At 42.4% G+C, this 20,208-nt stretch carries 25 protein-coding genes; 24 read left to right on the top strand and 1 reads right to left on the bottom strand.

Annotation, left to right across the window (positions count from 1 at the left end; all coding sequences use genetic code 11):
- Window positions 1–29: 29 nt before the first annotated feature.
- The 15 genes from BAE31_RS06510 to BAE31_RS06440 all read left to right on the top strand — a co-directional run bounded on the left by BAE31_RS06510 (window position 30) and on the right by BAE31_RS06440 (window position 10,615).
- Window positions 30–431 (top strand): RusA family crossover junction endodeoxyribonuclease, encoded by a 402-nt coding sequence (locus tag BAE31_RS06510; RefSeq protein WP_034624557.1) that lies wholly within the window; start codon window positions 30–32, stop codon window positions 429–431.
- Window positions 428–634 carry an XtrA/YqaO family protein gene (locus BAE31_RS06505; RefSeq protein ID WP_024423268.1) on the top strand — a complete coding sequence of 69 codons (207 nt, stop codon included), beginning with the start codon at window positions 428–430 and terminating at the stop codon, window positions 632–634. The genes BAE31_RS06510 and BAE31_RS06505 overlap by 4 nt, the downstream gene beginning before the upstream one ends.
- A 130-nt stretch (window positions 635–764) precedes the next feature.
- Window positions 765–1,283, top strand: coding sequence for a sigma-70 family RNA polymerase sigma factor (locus BAE31_RS06500; protein ID WP_024423267.1), 519 nt, complete (start codon window positions 765–767; stop codon window positions 1,281–1,283).
- A gap of 152 nt (window positions 1,284–1,435) precedes the next feature.
- Window positions 1,436–2,080 carry a phage terminase small subunit gene (gene terS, locus BAE31_RS06495; RefSeq protein WP_076839883.1) on the top strand — a complete coding sequence of 215 codons (645 nt, stop codon included), beginning with the start codon at window positions 1,436–1,438 and terminating at the stop codon, window positions 2,078–2,080.
- Window positions 2,081–2,088: 8 nt separating this feature from the next.
- Window positions 2,089–3,390 (top strand): PBSX family phage terminase large subunit, encoded by a 1,302-nt coding sequence (locus BAE31_RS06490; RefSeq protein WP_163115067.1) that lies wholly within the window; start codon window positions 2,089–2,091, stop codon window positions 3,388–3,390.
- The gene (locus BAE31_RS06485; protein WP_041107594.1) at window positions 3,387–4,844 is read left to right on the top strand and encodes a phage portal protein; all 1,458 of its coding nucleotides are present in this window, start codon (window positions 3,387–3,389) and stop codon (window positions 4,842–4,844) included. Before BAE31_RS06490 ends, BAE31_RS06485 begins: the two co-directional genes overlap by 4 nt.
- Window positions 4,845–4,882: 38 nt before the next feature.
- On the top strand, window positions 4,883–5,971 hold the full coding sequence (locus BAE31_RS06480; protein WP_076839879.1) for an XkdF-like putative serine protease domain-containing protein: 1,089 nt from the start codon (window positions 4,883–4,885) through the stop codon (window positions 5,969–5,971).
- 22 nt (window positions 5,972–5,993) lie between these two features.
- Complete coding sequence (locus tag BAE31_RS06475) at window positions 5,994–6,917, top strand: phage major capsid protein (protein WP_024425904.1); 924 nt, start codon at window positions 5,994–5,996, stop codon at window positions 6,915–6,917.
- A gap of 13 nt (window positions 6,918–6,930) precedes the next feature.
- Window positions 6,931–7,314, top strand: a complete 384-nt coding sequence (gene yqbG, locus BAE31_RS06470) for a protein YqbG (RefSeq protein ID WP_041107590.1) — start codon at window positions 6,931–6,933, stop codon at window positions 7,312–7,314.
- Entirely contained in the window at window positions 7,311–7,667 is a 357-nt protein-coding gene (locus BAE31_RS06465; protein WP_041107588.1) for a YqbH/XkdH family protein, read from the top strand. The genes yqbG and BAE31_RS06465 overlap by 4 nt, the downstream gene beginning before the upstream one ends.
- Entirely contained in the window at window positions 7,664–8,161 is a 498-nt protein-coding gene (locus tag BAE31_RS06460; RefSeq protein WP_041107586.1) for an HK97 gp10 family phage protein, read from the top strand. The genes BAE31_RS06465 and BAE31_RS06460 overlap by 4 nt, the downstream gene beginning before the upstream one ends.
- 4 nt (window positions 8,162–8,165) lie before the next feature.
- Window positions 8,166–8,621: a phage tail terminator family protein gene (locus tag BAE31_RS06455; protein WP_039180991.1), complete on the top strand. Its 456-nt coding sequence runs from the start codon at window positions 8,166–8,168 to the stop codon at window positions 8,619–8,621.
- Window positions 8,608–8,820, top strand: a complete 213-nt coding sequence (locus BAE31_RS06450) for a YqzN/YkzM domain-containing protein (RefSeq protein WP_034282476.1) — start codon at window positions 8,608–8,610, stop codon at window positions 8,818–8,820. The genes BAE31_RS06455 and BAE31_RS06450 overlap by 14 nt, the downstream gene beginning before the upstream one ends.
- Before the next feature lie 3 nt (window positions 8,821–8,823).
- Window positions 8,824–10,170, top strand: a complete 1,347-nt coding sequence (locus tag BAE31_RS06445; protein ID WP_041107583.1) for a phage tail sheath family protein — start codon at window positions 8,824–8,826, stop codon at window positions 10,168–10,170.
- Window position 10,171: 1 nt separating this feature from the next.
- Window positions 10,172–10,615: a phage tail tube protein gene (locus tag BAE31_RS06440; protein WP_003213309.1), complete on the top strand. Its 444-nt coding sequence runs from the start codon at window positions 10,172–10,174 to the stop codon at window positions 10,613–10,615.
- A 284-nt stretch (window positions 10,616–10,899) separates the two neighbouring features.
- Here the strand turns inward: BAE31_RS06440 and BAE31_RS20125 are convergent, their stop codons facing one another.
- Complete coding sequence (locus BAE31_RS20125; protein ID WP_350223447.1) at window positions 10,900–10,956, bottom strand: putative holin-like toxin; 57 nt, start codon at window positions 10,954–10,956, stop codon at window positions 10,900–10,902.
- 183 nt (window positions 10,957–11,139) lie between these two features.
- Between BAE31_RS20125 and BAE31_RS06430 the strand changes: the two genes are divergently transcribed.
- From BAE31_RS06430 to BAE31_RS06395, 9 genes are read left to right on the top strand one after another with little or no spacing between them, the layout of a single operon-like run.
- Entirely contained in the window at window positions 11,140–11,580 is a 441-nt protein-coding gene (locus tag BAE31_RS06430; RefSeq protein ID WP_012011040.1) for a phage tail assembly chaperone, read from the top strand.
- A gap of 41 nt (window positions 11,581–11,621) precedes the next feature.
- Complete coding sequence (locus BAE31_RS19450; RefSeq protein ID WP_095357030.1) at window positions 11,622–11,759, top strand: hypothetical protein; 138 nt, start codon at window positions 11,622–11,624, stop codon at window positions 11,757–11,759.
- Window positions 11,760–15,875 carry a transglycosylase SLT domain-containing protein gene (locus BAE31_RS06425; protein WP_076839877.1) on the top strand — a complete coding sequence of 1,372 codons (4,116 nt, stop codon included), beginning with the start codon at window positions 11,760–11,762 and terminating at the stop codon, window positions 15,873–15,875.
- Entirely contained in the window at window positions 15,868–16,536 is a 669-nt protein-coding gene (locus BAE31_RS06420) for a LysM peptidoglycan-binding domain-containing protein (RefSeq protein ID WP_076839876.1), read from the top strand. Before BAE31_RS06425 ends, BAE31_RS06420 begins: the two co-directional genes overlap by 8 nt.
- Window positions 16,537–16,548: 12 nt before the next feature.
- On the top strand, window positions 16,549–17,559 hold the full coding sequence (locus BAE31_RS06415; protein WP_048237251.1) for an XkdQ/YqbQ family protein: 1,011 nt from the start codon (window positions 16,549–16,551) through the stop codon (window positions 17,557–17,559).
- On the top strand, window positions 17,556–17,822 hold the full coding sequence (locus BAE31_RS06410) for a DUF2577 family protein (RefSeq protein WP_041107576.1): 267 nt from the start codon (window positions 17,556–17,558) through the stop codon (window positions 17,820–17,822). Before BAE31_RS06415 ends, BAE31_RS06410 begins: the two co-directional genes overlap by 4 nt.
- Window positions 17,823–17,836: 14 nt before the next feature.
- Window positions 17,837–18,259 carry a DUF2634 domain-containing protein gene (locus BAE31_RS06405; RefSeq protein ID WP_024423252.1) on the top strand — a complete coding sequence of 141 codons (423 nt, stop codon included), beginning with the start codon at window positions 17,837–17,839 and terminating at the stop codon, window positions 18,257–18,259.
- Window positions 18,252–19,301, top strand: coding sequence for a baseplate J/gp47 family protein (locus BAE31_RS06400; RefSeq protein ID WP_076839873.1), 1,050 nt, complete (start codon window positions 18,252–18,254; stop codon window positions 19,299–19,301). The genes BAE31_RS06405 and BAE31_RS06400 overlap by 8 nt, the downstream gene beginning before the upstream one ends.
- Window positions 19,285–20,208, top strand: a complete 924-nt coding sequence (locus BAE31_RS06395; protein ID WP_034624537.1) for a YmfQ family protein — start codon at window positions 19,285–19,287, stop codon at window positions 20,206–20,208. The genes BAE31_RS06400 and BAE31_RS06395 overlap by 17 nt, the downstream gene beginning before the upstream one ends.

The raw sequence follows: 20,208 nt of genomic DNA, 5'->3' as shown, positions 1-20,208 counted from the left end.
GTGGTCAAAGGATGACGGGAGATCATAACATGGTCATCCATTTAATCATTGAACATGAGCATTTGTTAACAAAAGAGACATTGATGAAAAGAATACGATCAGCTGCAAAAGGGCAATGCCCGCAAAAATTAAAAGGCGCACTATCACTTGAAATTCGTTTATTTGATCACATGCCGTTTGACATAGCTGACTGCCAAAAAAAGCGTACATACGCAGAAAAAGGGTTGATACGCCCGGTACACGTCAGCATCTTTCAGCCGAATCTACAGCATATTCAAGAAGCACTTCATTCTATAGCCGATGAAGTTCCTCTGCAGATGGTCGATTTAAGAGTTTCTCAGTTTTATAGTATGTGTCCAAGAGTTGAAATCATTATCAATACGGTAGGTGGTGGCACGAGGCCATCACCAAAAAAGGAGACAAGCATATGAACGAGCCAAAACAACTATTCATTCAAGAAAACCAAACCTTTGTCGGTGAGATGGAAAAAGGAAAAATTCAAGTCATCGTGTTAGATGGGAATGTAGGAACGGCTTATAAAATGGATGTACCTGAACATGGAAAAACCATTATTCAAACGGCAAAAGGTCATTTTGCAAGAGTAGATCACGAGATTGGTTTTAAAATCAGTTAACTGACTGAACACATCAAAGCACAATATTATGTCCAAGACGGAAAGCCTGCGGACACTGATCAAGACCCTGCTAAAAGGGGACTTGATTGGTGTCCGTTTTTTATTTTCTTAAAAAAGGGAGAGAGCCAATATGCAAGATTTACTCATTGAATATAAAAGAGCTTTAAAGAATGCTAGAAAACAATATGAACCATTTAAAGAAAAAGAAGAACATCAGCTGTCCGTTCAAGACAAGCATGATAAAAAAATGATCGCCAGTATGGTAAGCGATCTGGAATACGTAGTAGAATGGCTTCAAATCGGAAGAGAGCCAGGTGCGCGCAGAGGATTGGACAGACGTTCAGTCTATCAGCGTACCATTCTCGCAAATCCAGAAGTGTTAGAGGCTTTATCACATGAATATACCCTTATTCAAGAGAAAGAAAGAGAAGTCAGTGAGAGAGACAAAAGACGAATTGATGAAGCTTTGTCTGTTTTAACAGATCGAGAAAAGGACGTGTTCTTTATGCACACAACACAAGGATTATCGTTTAGCGAGATTGCGGTTATGCTGGATGTCAAAAAAGGAACTGTCCAAAAACATATGGAAAGAGCGCGGACGAAGATGTCCAAAAAAGTACAAGAACGCCTATTCAGAGCTGCTGAATAGGTGTTTTTTCTGTTCAAAAATAAATCAGCTAAAGCTTGTCTTACAGTTGCCACCTATAGTTAGAAAGACCAAACGAATGTTTGCTAGCCCTACACAAATGATTCCTTCAGAGGGAACCATTCGAATTAAAAGGAGGCGGCAGGTGAATGTAAATGAAAGATAAACGGATAGAGGCCAAGCAGGATTATATGAAAGGGATGACGTACCAGCAAATTGCTGATCATTACAATGTCTCGATCCATACCGTCAAATCGTGGAAAAGACGATACGGATGGCAAAGACAAAAAACTTCGTCAAAGCAAGCACACTCGATTTTCAATCAATTTCTTTCAGATGAAACAATTGAAATCATGGAGAAAATGGATGGACGCACATCGCTTGATTTAATCTGGGACCAAATTCAAATTCAATATGCAGCCATTATTCGTGCGCAGCGAATCATGTATGTAGCAGATCAAGAGGACATGATCAAAGAGCTGAAAAAGGCGGCATACATGCCTTCTTCATTAGAAGAAACAGGCGAAGGTATTCAGACAGAACTAGACATGACCTCAGAAGAATACTCGTTTCAATTTTCATGGGATCGGCATGCGACGTTTTTGAATGCACAATCCCGTGCAATGGGTGAACTCAGACGTCTAATAAAACAGTTTGAAGAGCTCGCACATGCGAAGGATGAACGAAGATTAAGGCTGAAGCAAATTGAACTGACGATTGAAAAAACGAAAAAAGCAGTGCGTGAAGAAAAAGAGGAAGATCTTCAAATCATGATCAAGCGAAAAGAGGACGACTCATGACGCCATTGATTGAAAAAGAAGTCAATCCTCATTTTGAACACTTTCTATTCGATTGGAATCAAAAGTTTCAATTTTTAGTAGGGGGCTATGGCTCCTCTAAAAGCTATCACATTGCTTTAAAGCTTGTCTTAAAGCTGCTGGAAGAAAAGCGGACAGCACTTGTCATTCGAGAGGTGTATGATACGCACCGCGAATCAACCTTTTCTTTATTACAAGAAATCGTCAGCGACCTCGGCATCGACCATGTGGTAAAGTGCCGAAGTTCGCCGCTTGCACTAACGTTTCGAAACGGCAGCAGCATCTTATTTAAAGGACTGGACAAGCCTGAAAAATTGAAATCGATCAACAACATCTCGATCATTTGGATTGAGGAATGTTCAGAGGTTTCTTATGAAGGTTTTAAAGAGCTGCTTGGAAGGCTGAGGCATCCATCTTTACCGCTTTATATGATGTTATCGACGAATCCTGTTGGTCAGGATAATTGGACGTACAGACATTTTTTTCGAGATGAACAGCTGAAGCGATTTGTTTTAGATGACGAAACATTATACAAAAAGCGAACCGTTGTCATCAAGGATACGTATTACCATCACTCCACGGCGGAAGATAACCTATTCCTTCCTAAAAGCTACGTGAAGCAGCTGGATGAGCTGAAAGAGTATGATCCAGATCTCTATCGCATTGCGAGGAAGGGGTATTTCGGCATTAATGGCACAAAGGTTTTTCCTCAATTTGAGGTGAGAAGCCATTCTGATGTATTAGAAGCCATTCAGCAGATTGACAGACCGCTGAAACGAGCAGGCATGGATTTTGGATTTGTTGAATCATACAATGCGCTCATTCGGTTAGCTGTCGATCATGAAAAAAAGTACTTATATATTTATTGGGAATATTACGACCGCGGGAAAACAGATGATGAAACAGCCCTTGACTTGAAAGAGTTCATTGAATCAAAGGAAAAGATTAAAGCTGACGCAGCCGAACCTAAAACCATTCACTATTTTCGGCAGCGCGGCTTTCAAATGGTAGCGGCACATAAGTTCCAAGGCTCACGTTTGCAGTATACAAAAAAAATCAAACGGTTTAAGAAAATTATTTGTTCTGATGCTTGTCCATATACCATCTATGAACTTCAATCACTAACCTATAAGGCAGATAAGGATGGACGTCTAGAGGAAGATGAATTTCAAATCGATCCGCACACTTTATCAGCCATCTGGTATGCGCTGGATGATTATGAAGTGACAGATTTGAAACAGACCGCCTCGGAGCGTGTCCGTCCAAACAGAGAGAGGAGGTCCATACAATGAAACAATTGAAAGCTACCATTATGAAGGCAAACATGTCTGATCATACAAAACAAATGTATGCAGATGAATTTTCCTACGAAAAGGATGACATTGTTCCCCCGCCTTACAATATCAATGAATTAAAAAGCATGGCAGAATATTCAACCATTCTTCAGCAATGTATTGATGCGTATAAGACCAATATTTTAGGCTTTGGTTTTGGTGTTGAATACGCCTTTGACTTTAATGCAGAAGGTGTGAAACCGGCAAAAAAGAAGGCAGCAGAGAAGGAATGGACAAGACTTGAAGAGTTTACGAAATACATGAACTATGATGAGTCTGCTGATGTGGTTCTTGGCTATGTCATCGAAGACCGGGAGAAAACGGGGAATGGTTTTTTAGAGGTTCTCCGAGATGGTCAGGGAAAGCCGGCAGGAATCGAGTATTTAGATGCGCTCCATATCCGTATTTGCAAGCTTAGTGAGCCAGTTGACGTTGAATTCCGGTATACAGAAAACGGCGAAGTGAAAACAATGAATCGAAAGAAACGATTCCGTAAATATGTGCAGGTGATCAATGAAAAGAAAGTCTTCTTCAAGGAGTATGGTGATCCGCGCATTTTACATTGTGAAACAGGCAAATACGATGACACCACCCCAGAGCCGCTGCGCGCAACAGAAGTGATTCATTTTAAAATCGGCAGTGGAACGTATGGAATTCCCCGCTGGATTGGCAACATCGTCAATATGTATGGAGCACGCAAGGCAGAAGAGCTGAACTACCTTTATTTTAAACAAGGGCGGCATGTACCTGGAGCCATCATTGTCGAAAATGGAATGCTGTCTGAGTCTTCCTATCAGCAGCTTCAGGATTATATGGACGATATTGAAGGCTCTGATCATGCACATAAGTTTCTCTTGCTTGAAGTCGAAGGTCTCCCGACGGAAAAAGGGTTAACTGGAGAAGAAGATGTCTCAAATGTCAAAGTGAACTTCAAATCTCTGGCAGAGATCTTGCAAGAAGATGCACTCTTTTTAGAATACGATGAAAAAACAAGAAACAAGATCCGCTCTGCTTTTCGCCTGCCGCCTATTTACACAGGTGAGTCTCAAGACTATAACAAAGCGACAGCCGATACGGCGCGGAAAACAACAGAAGAACAGGTATTTCAGCCTGAACGGCATCTCATCACAGGAAAACTCAATACCCTTTTCCTGCCGGATCTTGATATTTGGCACGTTCGTTTCCTATTAAATGGACCTGACTTTAGAGATCCATTAGAGATTGCCAAGGTTCTGACACCGTTTATTCAGGCTGGGGCAGTGTCACCAAACGATTTGCGAGATCTAGCGGGACGTATCCTTGGGAAAACGTTAGAGGAATGGCCGGAGGATCTCTATCACAGACCTTTAGAAAGCCGCATGACATCAGCCGAGCAACAGCCTCAACGAGAGACGAATCAGCTGAAGAAATAAACCGAAGCGCATGCGCTTTTTTGAAAGGGGGTGAACATATGCCAAGAGAATTAAAAAACGCAAAAATTACGCATGTTTCCTATGTGGACAGAGCCGCAAACAAAAAGAAATTCTTTTTGATGAAGGCAAAGAAAAGCCAGCCTGACTTTCAAAAGGAGGTTAGTGTGCTGACAAAGGCAGAAGATGCTCATCGCCTTGTGTATGGTGTCGTGTATGAACCGAATACACCTGATGCACACCAAGACTTTATGTCTGCAACAGAAATTGAAAGAGCGGCACATGGTTTTATGAAGGATGCTCGTCACATTGACAAGCAGCATGATTTTCAACATGGTGTGGGCGAGGTTGTTGAATCATACATTGCCCCCGCTGATTTTGAGGTAGGCGGTGAGCTGATTCGAAAAGGATCTTGGGTACTTGTAACAAAGGCTTCCCAAGAGATTTGGGATCAAATTCAGAAAGGCCACATTACAGGGTATTCAATGGCTGGAACGGCGGACATCGTAGCAATAGAAGAACAAGATCAGCTCCTATCTCAAAGCACAAATGAGAGAGGGCTTTTTTCTTTGCTGAAAAATTTCTTTTTGAAAGAGGAAGGTGCAAACATGTCACAACAATTTTGGAGCGTTTTAGACCATCTGCTGGAAGCCTTACAGTCAAGTGATGGTGATGAGACGGTCGTAAGAGCAGCGCTTGAGCAATTGCTGCCAATCGTGCAGGACATTTTGAAGACAGAGGATGTGCTTCAAACGATTGGTGAAAGGCCAGCCTCCGTACAAAAACAAGATGCCGCTTTGACGACGGAACAAGTACAAGAGCTTGAAAAAGCAAAAATGGCCATTGAAAACGTCTTACAGCAGGCAGAACAGCAGGAAACAGATCAAACAGAGGAAGAACCTGTCCAAAAGGTGCTTGAGCAAGTCGTTGCACCGATTCGTCATCAGCTTTCTTCCTTAGAGAAATCAGCCAGCAGAGAAAAAGCAGCGCTTGAGCAAGTGCTTCAGCAGCAGCTTTTGCCTATTTCAGAGCGGATTCACATGCTTGAAAAAGCGCGCGGTATGTCAAAACAAACAATCCACGATACACAAAACGACAGTACAAAGCCCATATGGGATGGCTTACTATAAGCCTAAATAAGGAGGAAACAGTGTGAGAAATCAAGAGTTGATTCGCAAGGCCGAAATGACACTTGCCAGTTTAAAAACCGGCGGTCTCATGAACGCAACCCAATCCAACACATTCATTAGAATGATGCAAAATACACCAACCGTTTTAAATGATGCACGTATCATTCCAATGGAAAGTGATTCACAAAAAATCGAAAAAATCGGCTTTGGCCAGCGTATTTTGCGCCCAGCAGAAGAAGGCAAAGCACTTGATGCGAAAGACCGTGTTGTCCCAGCGACAAGCACTGTCCAGCTAAATGCGAAAGAGGTCATCGCAGAGATTCATATGACCTATGACAGCATTGAAAACAATATTGAGAAAGACGGAATTCAGCAGACGATTATGCAAATGCTCGCTGAACGAGCAGCCGTTGACATTGAAGAGCTCATCGTCAATGGCGATACGACTTCAGCAGATCCATTTTTAGCTCAAATGGATGGCGTGAGAAAACAAGCGGTCTCTCATATCGTAGATGCAAACGGAGCGGAAATCAGCCGCCAAATGTTTAAGCAAGCCTATAAAGCGATGCCATCAAAATATTTACGTGTACCTCAGGATTTCCGTTTCTACACATCCCCAAGCTTAGAAGTTGAATGGAAGGATCAAGTAGCAAACCGTCAGACAGGCCTTGGAGATGCGGCCATTCAAGGCGGACTTTCTTCTGCATTTGGTGTGCCGGTCAAAGGTCTTGCCAATATGCAGCCATATGATGAAGCGGGAACAGACGTATCAGATATTTTGCTGACACACCCTAAAAATATTATCGTAGGTTTCTCTCGTAATATTCGAATTGAAGTAGAAAAAGATATTCGCAGCCGTAAATTTATTATTGTCCTTACAGCGAAGCTAGACAGTAAATTTGAGGAAGAGGATGCTGTAGCAAAAGTGATGAAAGTGAAAGAGTAGGTGACGGCAGGCCATGATCATTTCTGCTGAAGAACTGCAAGCCTATTCTGTATTTGATCGTGTGAAAAATCGATCTGTGGAAAGACTGACAGCAGATATTATCGAAGCAGAAGCTGCGGTATTTCAGATCGTAGGTCACGATTTCTCAAACGAAAAATATCAGCCCCTCCCTGAAAAAGCAAGAATCGCATTATTAAAAATGGCCCAATATTTTGCCATGCTGAATGATGATGAATCTATGATGAAAGGCTTTACGTCAGAGAAAATGGGCGATTATTCATATGCGAAGGCAGCTGATCAAGTCAAAGTCAGACCCTATGTATATGCCCTGCTTGTAGATTACATTGAACCAACATTGACCGGCGGCAGTGCCAAGTTAAAGGTGAGGTCATTATGAGCTATCAATCTCTATTAACAGATCGCTGTGATCTTTTTCATCTTGAACAGCAGGATTCCGCCCGCGGAAAATTTGGAATTCCAGCTGATGATTTACAAATAACACTTTCCTATCCTGATACTCCCAGCTTGACCGATCTTGCTTGTTATGTCATAGAAAAGAACCAGTCACTTGTGCAAGAAGAGCCGAATACAGTCATTTATCAATCCTATCTTGTCCATTTTCCTTTAGCAAGTGATATTCGCTTGCATGACAAAATAGTGTGGAATGGCGTGTCACTCAAATTACAGCAGCCTAAAAAAGTGAAAAATCATCACATCGAAGTGATAGCAGTCAGGAAGGAAAATCTATGAAAATTGATGGACTTGACCGGTTGATTTCGCAGCTGCGGACAGCGTGTGATGGCGGCTTAAAGGCAGAATATCAAGATTGGCTGGAGGACATGGGCCTGCAGTTTTTAGACATCATTCAGGATGAATTAATCAAGGAGAATGCTGTTGATACAGGCCGGCTTCTTAGATCCTTTACACAAGGCGATAAGGAGAATCATTTTCTCATTTCAAAAGGCGGCCTCACACTTGAGGTGGGAACGCAGCTTGAATATGCCTCCTATGTCAATGACGGACATGCCACTTCTTCAAGTGGAGAGCGAAGATGGGTGCCTGGCAGATGGACTGGCAGCCGCTTTGAATATGATCCGAATGCAAGTACAGGAATGATGCTTGCCTCTCAATGGATTGATGGCAATGGCTACTGGGATCATGCTGTCATGCTCTATGAGCAAATGTTTGAACAGTCGCTGGATCGAAAGCTGCAAAGCTGGTTCGATCGACATTTTGGGAGGTGATGGAATGAATCAAGAAGTCGGGGCAATCATGCATTATATCTACACACACTTTCCTGTGACAATGTATGATCGTCTTTTGCCAGAACGCTTTCAAGTGCCATCCGTTTATGTGCCGCCTGTGACAGTGATCAGTGGTCCAGATACGGTCTCTACCTTTATGAAATCTTATTCGCTGCAAGTGAAAGTCTTTCATATTGATACAGAAAAAGCACATGATGCGGCAGAAACAATCGTTGATGCATTGCTTGCTGATCGTCAAATCATTCAGATGATGAGTGAAGACGGAGAGGTGCTTGATGATTATGTCCGCATAAAAAGAGTGGAAACAAGAATGATAGATCAAGGCGTAGCAGCGATTGTCCTGACGTGGGATAGCAGCTATTGGTACAACCGTGACAAACAGGCAAGCCTTGAAGATATCAACTTTTCAGATGGGGTGATCAAACGTGAGCAAGACTAAACATGCACAGCCCGCTCAAACAGCCGGCGAAGAAAAAGAATTTGGCTTTTCATTTGAAGCCTTAAAGGAGCACAGTAAGGATCTTTTTGGGGTCAAACCAGAAATCCTTGAAGGTGCTCTTTTTTATATCAAACATCAACCAATTACAAAAACAGAAGCGAAAAAGCACATTGATGCTTTTTTGTCCAAGGAGGTTTAAAGGATGAACGGAGGCACTTTTACACCAGGTACAGAGAAAAAGCGTCCTGGTATTTACTTTAATTTTAAAACAACAGCAGAGCAGCGAATTACTTTAGGCGATCGAGGTACGGTGGCACTTCCCCTTGTGATGAGCTGGGGAGAACCAAAAACCTTTATTTCCGTTTCAAATATGGAAGATTTAAATAAAAAGGTTGGACTCAACATTGATGATAAGTCACTTCTTCTTTTCCGTGAAGCAAAGAAAAAAGCGCAAACGGTCTTACTTTACCGCCTAAATGAAGGAGAGCCGGCCAAAGCCGAAATTGCTGAAAATTTTGTCGTCACAGCAAATTATGGCGGCCTAAAAGGAAATGAGATCACAGTACAAGTCGCAGAAAATGTACTTGATAGCACAAAACGCGATGTGATCACTTATCTTGGAACAGATATTGTGGATAAACAGGTCGTCACTGATGTCAAAGACCTTGTGAAAAACAAATACGTTCAATTTTCTGGTGAAGGTGAAGCCGTCATCACAGCAGGTGTGGCACTAAGCGGCGGGAAAAACGGCGTGGCAAGTGTCGCAGATTATACAGCTTTCCTAGAAGCAGCAGAAACAGAATACTTCGATGTCATTGCTCTTCCAGTCGATAATAGTGAGCAATTAAAAGCAACCTTCGCTTCATTTATCGAGCGTTTGCGTGATAAGCAAGGACGTAAGGTGCAAGGGGTTGTGGCGAATTATGCAGCTGACCAAGAAGGAATCATCAATGTGACAAGCGGTGTTGTACTCGAAGATGGAACCGAACTAACACCTGCTCAAACAACAGCATGGGTCGCAGGTGCAAGTGCCGGAGCAAATTTCAATCAGTCACTGACCTTTGTTGAATACGAAGGAGCGGTCGATACATTAGAACGTCTTGACAATGATCAAGTAGAATACCGATTATCGCAAGGGGAGTTCCTTTTCACCTTTGATGCGAGAGATCGTACCGTGAGTGTTGAAAAAGATATTAACTCCTTGACAAGCTTCACAGCTGAAAAGAACCAGCAAATGGCGAAAAACAAAATCATTCGTGTGCTTGATGCGATTAACAATGATTTAACATTCGAATTAAAAAATCTGATTAAATTACGTAAAGCCAATGGCAATGACATTCCAGCATCAGATGATGGAGTGCAGCTTGTGAAAACACTGATTACCCAGTATCTCACACAGCTTCAAGATGGCAGCGGCATTACAGGCTTTAATTCAGAAACAGATATTGTAATTGGCCTCAATGAAGATCGTGATGGATTTATCATCGATTTAGCGGTTCAACCAGTAGATGCAGCAGAAAAATTCTATTTCAATGTGGAGGTGAAGTAAGATGGCTTTTAAAGCACAAAATACAATTTCAGGTAAAGAAGGTCGTCTTTTCTTAGAAGGTGAGGAGCTTGCATTTATCAAAACCTTCGAAGCAAACGTGGAGAAAAACAAATCAGAAGTGAACGTCATGGGCCGCCGAATGACTGGACATAAAACAACGGGAGCAAACGGAACAGGAACGGCAACCTTCTATAAAGTTACGTCGCGTTTCGTTCAATTGATGCTCAATTACGTGAAAAAAGGAGAAGATCCATATTTCACTCTTCAAGCTGTCATTGACGATAAATCATCAGGCCGTGGCACAGAGCGTGTGACGTTATTTGATGTCAACTTTGATTCTGCTAAAATCGCTGGATTAGATGTTGATTCAGAGGCGCTTGAAGAAGAGGTTCCTTTCACGTTTGAAGACTTTGATCTTCCTGAGAAGTTAAAGAATTCTTTCTAAGAAAAGTGGAGGAAATTAGCTAATTAATTAGCAAAATAATAACTGAATATGCTATAATGCAGTTGTAATACAACCGTTTTGAAGCGGTTTTAATTTCGTCTGGTAACGTCTTGTATTCGATTCATTAAAATATGTTTACATGCAAAGCAATTTGCATAAAATAAAAAGAAGCCAGGATGCTCTAACATCCCGGCAATGTACAATGAGGCCCTTCAAGGGGCTGGCTTATCGAATAGGTTCTTTAGGTAGACTTCCCTTTAACCTTCCACAGCTCAAGGGGGAGTCTATTTTTTGTCTATATACGTCAACAAAGTAAAGATAAACATCCCGAATAAAAGCATAAGGGAAATCGCTTCAAATGTTGACATATGCATCACCCCCTTCCTATTGGGTGAGCCAGACGCCCTTGAGCAAGCCGTTCAATTGTACAATTTAAATGATACATGAAAAGATTGGAAAGCACATTCAAAAAATGGATGTGCTTTTTTGCATTCAAAAAAACATAACAAAGGGAGTTTTTAAACATGAGTGAAAAACAAACATTTGATCTTTCATTTTTTATGCCAGGACAAACAGTAGAAGCGGAAGAAGTCAAAGTACCGATTTCTAAGCGTTTTGTTGATAAAAAAGGGAATGTCATTCCTTTTGTCTTTAAAGCTATTACAACTGAACGTATTGATGAATTGGAAAAAGAAAACACAACCTTCAAAAATGTCAAAGGCAGAGGACGTGTGAAAGACTTAGACAGCCAGCGCTTCTACGCACGTATTGCGATTGAATCGACGATTTATCCAGATTTCCGCTCAAAGGAATTAAGAGAAGCCTACAGCACACAAGATCCAGTTGAAGTAGCAAAACGTGTCCTGTCAGTCGGCGGTGAATATGCGAACTGGTTAAACAAAGCGATCGAGATCAACGGATTCGAAGATGAAATTGAAGATTTAGAAGAAGCAGCAAAAAACTAATAAAAGATGGGGACAAAGAAGCGGTGTTTTTATATTACGCAATGCACGAGCTTCACTACTCCCCATCTGAACTCCTGGAATTATACGAATCACCAAGACCATTCAAAGCATTCCTTTTCGGACTCATCAGCTACAAGCTAGACATGCTAGAAAAAGAAGCAAAGAAAGGAGGTAAATAATTGGCGAAACTTACAGCACGATTTGAATTAGAAGACCGGGTATCGAAGAAGTTATTACGCATTCAAAAACGATTTCAAACATTTGAGAAGCAGCTCAAACCATTTAGAAAACCAGTGAAAATAAGTCTGGAAATGGATGAAAAGAAATTAAGAAACCTCACTTTATCATTGCGGAAAGTTTCAGGATTTTCTATGAGGCTGGATCAAGGAATCTATCGGGATCTAAAAGCATTGAACAATCAGTTAAATATGATTCCAAATCATCTGGTCATATCCTTTCAAGCGAAGGGGCTGGATGTCATTAAATCCAGCATAGATCGTTTGAAACAAATGGGGACAAGTCCCATTATGCTGACGTTTAAACTAAACGATCAATTGTCAGCGAAAATGTCATCGATTAAAAAATCAATCCTTCAGCTCATCAACAGAACGTACTATATGAGATTAAACATGGTTGACCAAGCCACCGCTGCAATTCAACGAATCAAAAAGACGCTCAAAAGCTTGACAATGTCCAAACACGAAATCAGAGTGTCTGTTCAAGACAATGCAAAAAGTAAGTTGAAAAAACGAGATCAGGCAGAGTCTGTTGTGAAAGAAAAAACCATAAAAAAAGATCCTGAGACTGCTAGTCCGTCAGTTAAAACGGATGAACCTAAACAGAGTTGGCTCCAAAACTTTGCCAATAAAGGATTAAATGAAATTCAAAAATATGCGGGTGACGTTGCAGACAAAGTGAAGGAGAAATTGAGTCCTAGAAAGTTTTGGGATGAAAAAGCACTTCCTTGGGTTGAAAATAAAATGGAAGAGTACAAACAAGATGTGATCGGAAGAATTAAAGAGAAGATTAAATTTAATCCTGAAGAAAAACTAGATCAATTGGTGAAGACTGGATTAGATCGCCTCTTTGGTACAAGTGATCCATCAAGTGAAAACAACAGTACCACTCCGGCACCAACAACAGCACCAACAACAGCACCGACAACTGCACCAACATCAACACCATCTAATTCGGCTCCTAAAACGCAGCCTAAGCCGCGAGGTGGAAAAGGTTTGTTTCGCAGTAGTTGCTGCCCTTGTTGTGCAAGAGGTATAAGCAGCCGAGGATCTACTAAAGCGAAAAATGGCCGTTCACCGAGACGATCAACAAATCCAAATGCCACATCAAGAACCGAAATGAATAGAAGGCCTCCAAGTAAATTAGGGAAACTGAAATCAAATGCAGGTAAATTATTTGGAAAAATCCCTAGTGGACTAAAGAAAGGTGCGGGTATCGCAGCTTCAGTTGGCGGACTTACGGGTCTAATGAAAGGTGGCAAGGGGTTAAGTGGACTAGGAGATGCGGTGAAAAATATCGGTAAAGGGAGCGGTAAATTATTAAAGAAAGTACCTATTCTAGGTGGTTTACTTAGCGCAACAAATTTAATCGGTATGAAAAAAGAGAATGCTGGTGAAAAGATCGGTACGACTGGAGGCGGTATCGCCGGCGGGATGGCAGGTGCAGCAGCAGGTGCAGCTATTGGAAGCGTAGTTCCAGGAGTAGGTACAGCCATCGGTGGTCTAGTAGGCGGCATCGCTGGAAGTATGGGCGGCGAATCTATCGGTGAAACGATCGGAAAATGGTTTGATGGCGGCGGATTTGAAAAGATTGGCCAAAAAGCCATTGAAATCAAAGACCAAATTGTTGAAGTTTGGTCAACAGTTGCGACTTGGTTCACAGAAAATGTCTGGACACCATTAAGCAATACGGTTGTCACAGTAGCATCATCCATCTGGTCAAGCCTAGTCAATGCCTGGACATGGATCCAAGAAACATTCAGTACAGTCGCAGGCTGGTTTATTGAGAACGTCTGGACACCGTTAAGCGGTACAGTCGTTACTGTAGCCACGACCATCTGGTCAAGCCTAGTCAATGCCTGGACATGGATCCAAGAAACATTCAGTACAGTCGCAGGCTGGTTTATTGAGAACGTCTGGACGCCGTTAAGCGGTACAGTCGTTACAGTAGCCACGACCATCTGGTCAAGCCTAGTCAATGCCTGGACATGGATTCAAGAAACGTTCAGCGCAGTCGCAGGCTGGTTTATCGAGAACGTCTGGACGCCACTAAGCAGCACAGTTGTTACAGTCGCTACAGGGATTTGGACAGCATTATCAAATGCATGGAAAAAGATACAATCAATCTTTGGAGTTGTATCGACATGGTTTATGGAAAATGTGTGGAATCCACTTGTAGATACAGTAGGAACCATTAAAGACAGTTTCGGTAAAAAGTTTGAAGAAGCGTATAAAGTCGTGACAGATATATGGGATGGATTATCCAAATGGTTTGAGGACAACATTCAAAAGCCAATTGTAAAAGTAGCAGAAGCTATTGGTGATGGGTTTTCTAAAGCGTTTGGCTGGGTCAAAAAGATTTTTGATAAGGCTGGCGGTGGGGTTGATTTTATATTGAAACATGTCTTTGGAACCCCTGATAAAAAAGCCACAGGCGGCTATATCACCCAGCCAACCTTATCATGGGTCGGTGAAGCTGGTAACGAATTTGTTATTCCAACTCAAAATAACCGAGGACGCGGAAAAATGCTGCTTGCTCAGGCTGCTTCTCAACTTGGAATGTCTGTTATGCCAAGCGGAGCAGCTGGAAATCAAGTATCAAGCTCTCCAGCTCCTACAGCTGTAGCTGCATCATCTTCTGTCGGTTCAATAGACGGATCGGTCTCGATGACTGCGAACATTCAAGCCTCTAGCATTGGCGAGCAATTTAATAACGATTTTGAACAAGGGTTAAACCGTAAAGTCATCTCTCTTGATCAATGGAAACAAAAGAATATTCAGCAGCCTTTTGGTCAATTGACATCAGACTCAGGAAAGTATGGTCAGCAAACGGTTTCTGCCTTTGCAAACGGTCAGCAGATGACACCAACAGGAACAAATAGCTTTTTACAAAGTCGTGTAAAAGCACCCTACCAACAAGTCATGACAGCATCACCAACTTGGGGTTCTGGAACGGTGAGTGGTTTTGCAGCAGGCCAAAATGCCACATCAATTGGGACGAGCCAATACGTAGATCAAAACATCAAACAACCATTCCTGCAAGCAAAACAAGAATCACCAGGCTGGGGTTCTGGAATGATTGACGCCTTTAACAGCGGCATGCGTTCCAAAGGAAGCGAAGTCACGCAAGCAGCCAAAGATATGGCGAAGAAAGTAGAACAGGCGTTTAGAGAGGAATTAGACATTCATTCCCCTTCACGCGTCATGATGAGTCTTGGAAAATTCGCATCGATCGGTGTCGTCAAAGGGCTTGACTCAGTTGATGTGAAAAAATTTGCTGAAAATCAGGCTGGTTCATTGATTGGTGCCTTCAGCGGGATGGGGGCTTCAGGTCTTAGTGTTCAGCAATGGCTGATGGCAGCTCTGATGGCAACTGGCACATCTATGAACTGGCTTCCAGGTCTGATGACCATCGCGCAGCATGAATCAAATGGAAATCCGAGAGCGATCAACTTATGGGATTCCAACGCTAAAAAGGGAACCCCTTCTAAAGGCTTAATGCAAACCATTGGAACGACGTTTAACGCCAATAAAGGCAAAGGCATGAATGACATTTGGAACCCAATTCATAATGCCGTAGCAGCCATTAACTACATTAAGGGCAGATATGGAACAGTCTTCAACACACCGGGATTACGAAGTATGAGAAGAGGCGGCCCTTATAAAGGCTACGCAAATGGCGGACTGATTACTCAAGAGCAGGTTGCTAGAGTCGGTGAAGGAAATAAACGCGAATGGATTATTCCTGAGGAAAGAGGCATTCGCGGAAGGTATTTATTGACGCAGGCAGCCAAGGCACTTGGGATGCAAGTATATGATCCATCAAATGCATCTGCTCCTTTACCGGAAGCACAGATGCAGCAAGTCACCTCAGCTCAGACTACTGGCAGTACAACACCGTCAGGTAATAAACAAATCACGATTCAGTTCAATGGAGATCAGCATTTCCATAATGGACAAGACCAGCAATCGCTAGTCGAAAAAATTAAACAAATGCTTGTAGATGAACTGGAAGTAGAGCTTCATACAGGAACGAAGGGGGTCGTAATTGATGGGTAAATCAGTGTATCAATTGTGGATTTCCCAAGGAAAGGACAAGTTGCGATTCCCTGTCCTTCCATCCGAACTCGAAATCACAAATAACGTACAAAATGAAACGGTAAAGGTCGCCTCTTTTGGAGAACTGACCTTTATTGACGTACCATCGGCGAAACAAGTATCATTCACCTCATTATTTCCTAAGAAATATTCGCCGATTGCTGAATATAAAAGCATTCCATCACCAGAGAATGCGATCGCGAAAATTGAACGAATGATGCGTTCAAAGAAATCCGTGCGGTTGATTGTAACTGGAACAAAAATCAATATGACGTGCAGCATTGAAAGCTTCACCCACAAGGAAGGGTCATATGATATTGGAGATCGTGAATTTACGATTGAGTTAAAGGAATATAAAACCGCATCGCCTAGGAAAATCAAACGAAAGAAAAAAGCAAAACAAACGAAAAAGAAGCGGCCTTCAAAAACACCACCAAAAATGTACACCGTCAAAAAAGGGGATACACTATGGGCAATTTCTGGCAGGTTTTATGGAGACAGTACAAAATGGCGGCGTATTTGGAATGCCAATAAATTAGTGATGATTAAACGTAGCAGACGTAATATTAAGCAGCCGGGGCATTGGATTTTCCCTGGACAAAGGTTAAAAATACCACAATAGGGGGGGCTGGCATTGATCGAGCTTTTTGCCATCAGAAGCGGCACCATGTATGAGCTTGTCACAGAGAGTGTGACACTTCAGGGGCAAAGGTATCAAGCCCCTCGCTCAATTCAGGCAAATATTATCACAAAGCAAGGCAGTCAAACATATTACCGTGTCTCGGAAGGGGACACGGTTCTTTTTAAATGGAAAGGAAAAGAGCTGTTTAGAGGCATTGTTTTTTCCCGGACGCCTGTTGAAGGAAAGCTGACGTTTACTGCATACGATATGCTCCAATATTTGGTGAAAAACCAAGATGTCTATGTTTTTTCAAATCAAAGAGCAGATCAAATCTTAAGGCGGATTGGAGCTGACTTTCAAATTCCAATGACCTCCATCGCCAATACAGGACATGTCATAAAATCACTAGTGTTTAAAAATGATACAAGCTTGTATGACATGATATTGAAAGCATTGAAAGAAACGAAGCGGCAAACAGGAAGAAACTATCAAATCTATTCTGCTAAAGGCAAGATGGGGCTGAGAGCCTGGCCTGATCCAGAGGACGTATGGGTCATTGAATCAGGCGTTAATCTCATCAGCTATCAATACAGCACCTCGATTGAAGAGACAGCCACTCGTGTCAAGATGCGTACGTCTGCTGATGAACAGGGGAAGAATAAGAAAAAAGGCAGTAAATCCGAGATTGTGGTGATTGAACAGGATAAAGCCGGTCAGAATAAATACGGTATTTTACAGCATGTTGAGACAGTCACAGGGCAAATCAACCAGCCGCAGCTGCAAAAAAGAGCCAAAGTACGGCTGGCAGAGAAAAAAGGCGTCAAACAAGAAGTCAAAAGCATACAAGCCCTAGGAATTCCTGAGCTGCAAAGCGGTCTCCCAATCTATTTGAAAATTCCTGAAATCAACGTAAAAAAAACTTACTGGATCGATCAAGACAAACATGAATTCAGTGGGGTGAAACACACCATGACCATTGATGTTGTTGAGAAGAATTCCATGCCAAAGGGTGATCAAGCGTGAGATTAAGTGAAGCGATTAAACGATTAGCAGTGAATGCAGTAGACGCAGCATCTCCAATTGATCTTGTTATCGGAGAAGTCACGGCAGTTTCCCCTCTCGGCATCCGATTAAATGAAAATCATAAGCTGATCATTCCAGAAGAATTACTGATTTGGCCGAAGCGCTTAAATAAGGGTGAGGATGATGAGCTGAAAAGGGGAGACAGTATTATGGTGCTTGCAATGGCAGGAGGCCAATCCTTTTACATCATCGACAAATTGTAAGGGAGGTGATGAACGTGGCACTTTCACCAGAGGAAGAAATCGAGGAAATAGAAGAAGATGAAGAGGTCGAAACCTCAACGACGTATCGAATAGATTTTGAAACTGGCAGACTGACAGGCGAAACCATTTCAGGTATTGAGGCAATCCGGCAATTCATTTATATGACACTTAGGACAGAGCGGTATGCACATCCTATCTACAGCCACGACATTGGCACTGAAATTCAGGAGCTGTTGACGGATACAGAAGCTACGGATGAATACAAAGAAATGGAGATTCCAAGGCTGCTAGAGGAAGCACTGCTCGTTGACGAACGGATTGATCATATTGAAGAGTTAGAGGTCACAAAACAAAATGACTCGTTTCATGTCAAACTAGCGATTGTCACAGATGAGGGCACATTAGAAATAGAGGAGGTGATGGAGGGCGATGTTTGAGGAACAGACGTACGAAGCATTAATGGAAAGAATGCTGGATAGACTGCCAGATGATATAGATAAAAGAGAAAACAGCGTCATTTGGAATGCCTTGGCACCTGCTGCCGCTGAACTGGCCCAGTCCTATATTTGGCTTGACCAAGTGTTTGAGCTGGTCTTTGCAGACACAGCACAAGGAGAGTTTCTAGATCGGCGGGCTGCTGAAGTAGGGATCGAAAGAAAACCAGCCACTAAAGCGGTTTGGTCAGCGGTCATTCAGCCCAACAGTATCAACATTCCAGCTGGCTCACGTTTTTTTATTGAAGACGTTTATTTCCAGTATTCGAAGGATGGTACGCTAGAATGCGAGACACCTGGTAAAGCCGGCAATGTTCAATTAACAGATCAGCCGCTGCTGTCACTTGATACAATTCCAGGACTTGAATCGATTAAGATGAAAGAACTGGTAATACCAGGTCAAGAGGAGGAAGATGACGCTTCTTTATATGATCGATATTTAATACGTGCGAGGCGGGAGGCTGTCAGCGCCAACAGGGCGCATTATAAAAAATGGGCTGAGGAAGTGCCTGGTGTTGGCAGAGCGAAAGTGTTCCCGCTTTGGAACGGAGAAGGGACAGTCAAAATTGTCATCACAGATGGCAATCTAGATGTTGCATCAGACCTTCTAGTCAAAAGGGTACAGGAATATATAGACCCAGTGCCAGGTGAAGGAGAAGGACAAGCGCCTATAGGCTCAAAAGCAACCGTTGAAAGCGCCAAATGGCTGGATATCGACATAGAAGTGGCTGTCGAACTTCAAATGGACTGGACCCTTGAAGGAGCTCAGAAAGAAATAGAAGAAAAGGTCAAGACGCTGTTGAAATCAATCGCATTTGAAAAGAGTACCATTCGAATGTCCGCCTTAAATGATATTCTGTACCATTCAGAAAGTGTGTCAGATTATGCAGATGTGTTATTGAATGGGGAGTCGAAAAACTTAGTATTACAGGACATTGAGATTCCGCGTCTTAGGCAGGTGAAGGTTATTGAGCAAACAGGATGAAATGAAAAACTACTTGCCGCCATATTTTACAGAGATTTATGAAGTTGATCACCTGCTCAAGACAGAGGCACCGGAATTTGAGGGATTGGACGAATCTATTTTCGACTTAACGGATCAGTTCTTTCCTTTAACAGCGACATGGGGATTGAATAGATGGGAAAGAATGCTGAAGGTGCAGCGGGAATCAGATGATTCAATTGAACTGCGCAGGGCACGCTTACTCAATATGATGTCAAATATTCCGCCAATCACGTATCTTTCATTAGAGAAATCAGTCAATCGCTTTCTCAAGAATCCAAGTGCTGTCATCCGTCTCACAACCAATCGCTATCATTTCGCCTTACGTGTGAACCTAGATGATCTGCAAAACACGAGATATATTGTAGAAATACTTGAAACGTTAAAACCTGCACACTTGGCTTATACATTCACGGCTTTTCATCATACCGACGTACATGAAAAAAATGATCATCACGGGAGGCTCACACTGCGCAGCAGAGTGGGTTTTTTCGATCATATCCCCATTTTACTCAATGGTGAATTTGTCTTAAATGGTACGTTTTATCTCAGCGGAACAAGAGGGACAACGGATGTGCCTGCTCGTTTTCGGCACTCATTAAACATGAGAATGCCGCTTCAACATCAGTCAGAAACAGCATATCGCATGAACTATGTCATGACTGGAGCGGTACATGAAACGAAGCAAGGAGCGGCATTGACTTTACGCACAAAAAATCAGCTCCAGCATCAAACAAAGAAGAAGATGACGTTCCGTCTGCCAGTACATGTCCAAACTGAGCAAGATGGAAGCTTACTGATCAAGGATCATTACTGGATTCTCGATGGATCTGTTCCGCTGGACGGATCAAAAATGCTAGCAGCAACTTCTAAAAAAATAGATTTATAA

The sequence above is a fragment of the Bacillus sp. I-2 genome (genome assembly GCF_001974945.1).
GTDB classification, from domain to species: Bacteria; Bacillota; Bacilli; order Bacillales; family Bacillaceae; genus Bacillus; species Bacillus safensis.
The sequence above is the reverse complement of the archived record's forward strand: the minus strand, read 5'-3'. Positions and strand labels throughout refer to the sequence as shown.

Bases quoted from the DNA above. Each gene is read 5' to 3' on its own strand.
- BAE31_RS06510 (WP_034624557.1), top strand. From the start codon at position 30: ATGGTCATCCATTTAATCATTGAACATGAGCATTTGTTAACAAAAGAG.
- BAE31_RS06480 (WP_076839879.1), top strand. From the start codon at position 4,883: ATGCCAAGAGAATTAAAAAACGCAAAAATTACGCATGTTTCCTATGTG.
- BAE31_RS06420 (WP_076839876.1), top strand. From the start codon at position 15,868: ATGGGTAAATCAGTGTATCAATTGTGGATTTCCCAAGGAAAGGACAAG.
- BAE31_RS06455 (WP_039180991.1), top strand. From the start codon at position 8,166: ATGAATCAAGAAGTCGGGGCAATCATGCATTATATCTACACACACTTT.
- BAE31_RS06460 (WP_041107586.1), top strand. From the start codon at position 7,664: ATGAAAATTGATGGACTTGACCGGTTGATTTCGCAGCTGCGGACAGCG.
- yqbG (WP_041107590.1), top strand. From the start codon at position 6,931: ATGATCATTTCTGCTGAAGAACTGCAAGCCTATTCTGTATTTGATCGT.
- BAE31_RS06505 (WP_024423268.1), top strand. From the start codon at position 428: ATGAACGAGCCAAAACAACTATTCATTCAAGAAAACCAAACCTTTGTC.
- BAE31_RS06430 (WP_012011040.1), top strand. From the start codon at position 11,140: ATGAGTGAAAAACAAACATTTGATCTTTCATTTTTTATGCCAGGACAA.
- BAE31_RS06440 (WP_003213309.1), top strand. From the start codon at position 10,172: ATGGCTTTTAAAGCACAAAATACAATTTCAGGTAAAGAAGGTCGTCTT.
- BAE31_RS06465 (WP_041107588.1), top strand. From the start codon at position 7,311: ATGAGCTATCAATCTCTATTAACAGATCGCTGTGATCTTTTTCATCTT.
- BAE31_RS06400 (WP_076839873.1), top strand. From the start codon at position 18,252: ATGTTTGAGGAACAGACGTACGAAGCATTAATGGAAAGAATGCTGGAT.
- BAE31_RS06500 (WP_024423267.1), top strand. From the start codon at position 765: ATGCAAGATTTACTCATTGAATATAAAAGAGCTTTAAAGAATGCTAGA.
- BAE31_RS06485 (WP_041107594.1), top strand. From the start codon at position 3,387: ATGAAACAATTGAAAGCTACCATTATGAAGGCAAACATGTCTGATCAT.
- BAE31_RS19450 (WP_095357030.1), top strand. From the start codon at position 11,622: ATGCACGAGCTTCACTACTCCCCATCTGAACTCCTGGAATTATACGAA.
- terS (WP_076839883.1), top strand. From the start codon at position 1,436: ATGAAAGATAAACGGATAGAGGCCAAGCAGGATTATATGAAAGGGATG.
- BAE31_RS06445 (WP_041107583.1), top strand. From the start codon at position 8,824: ATGAACGGAGGCACTTTTACACCAGGTACAGAGAAAAAGCGTCCTGGT.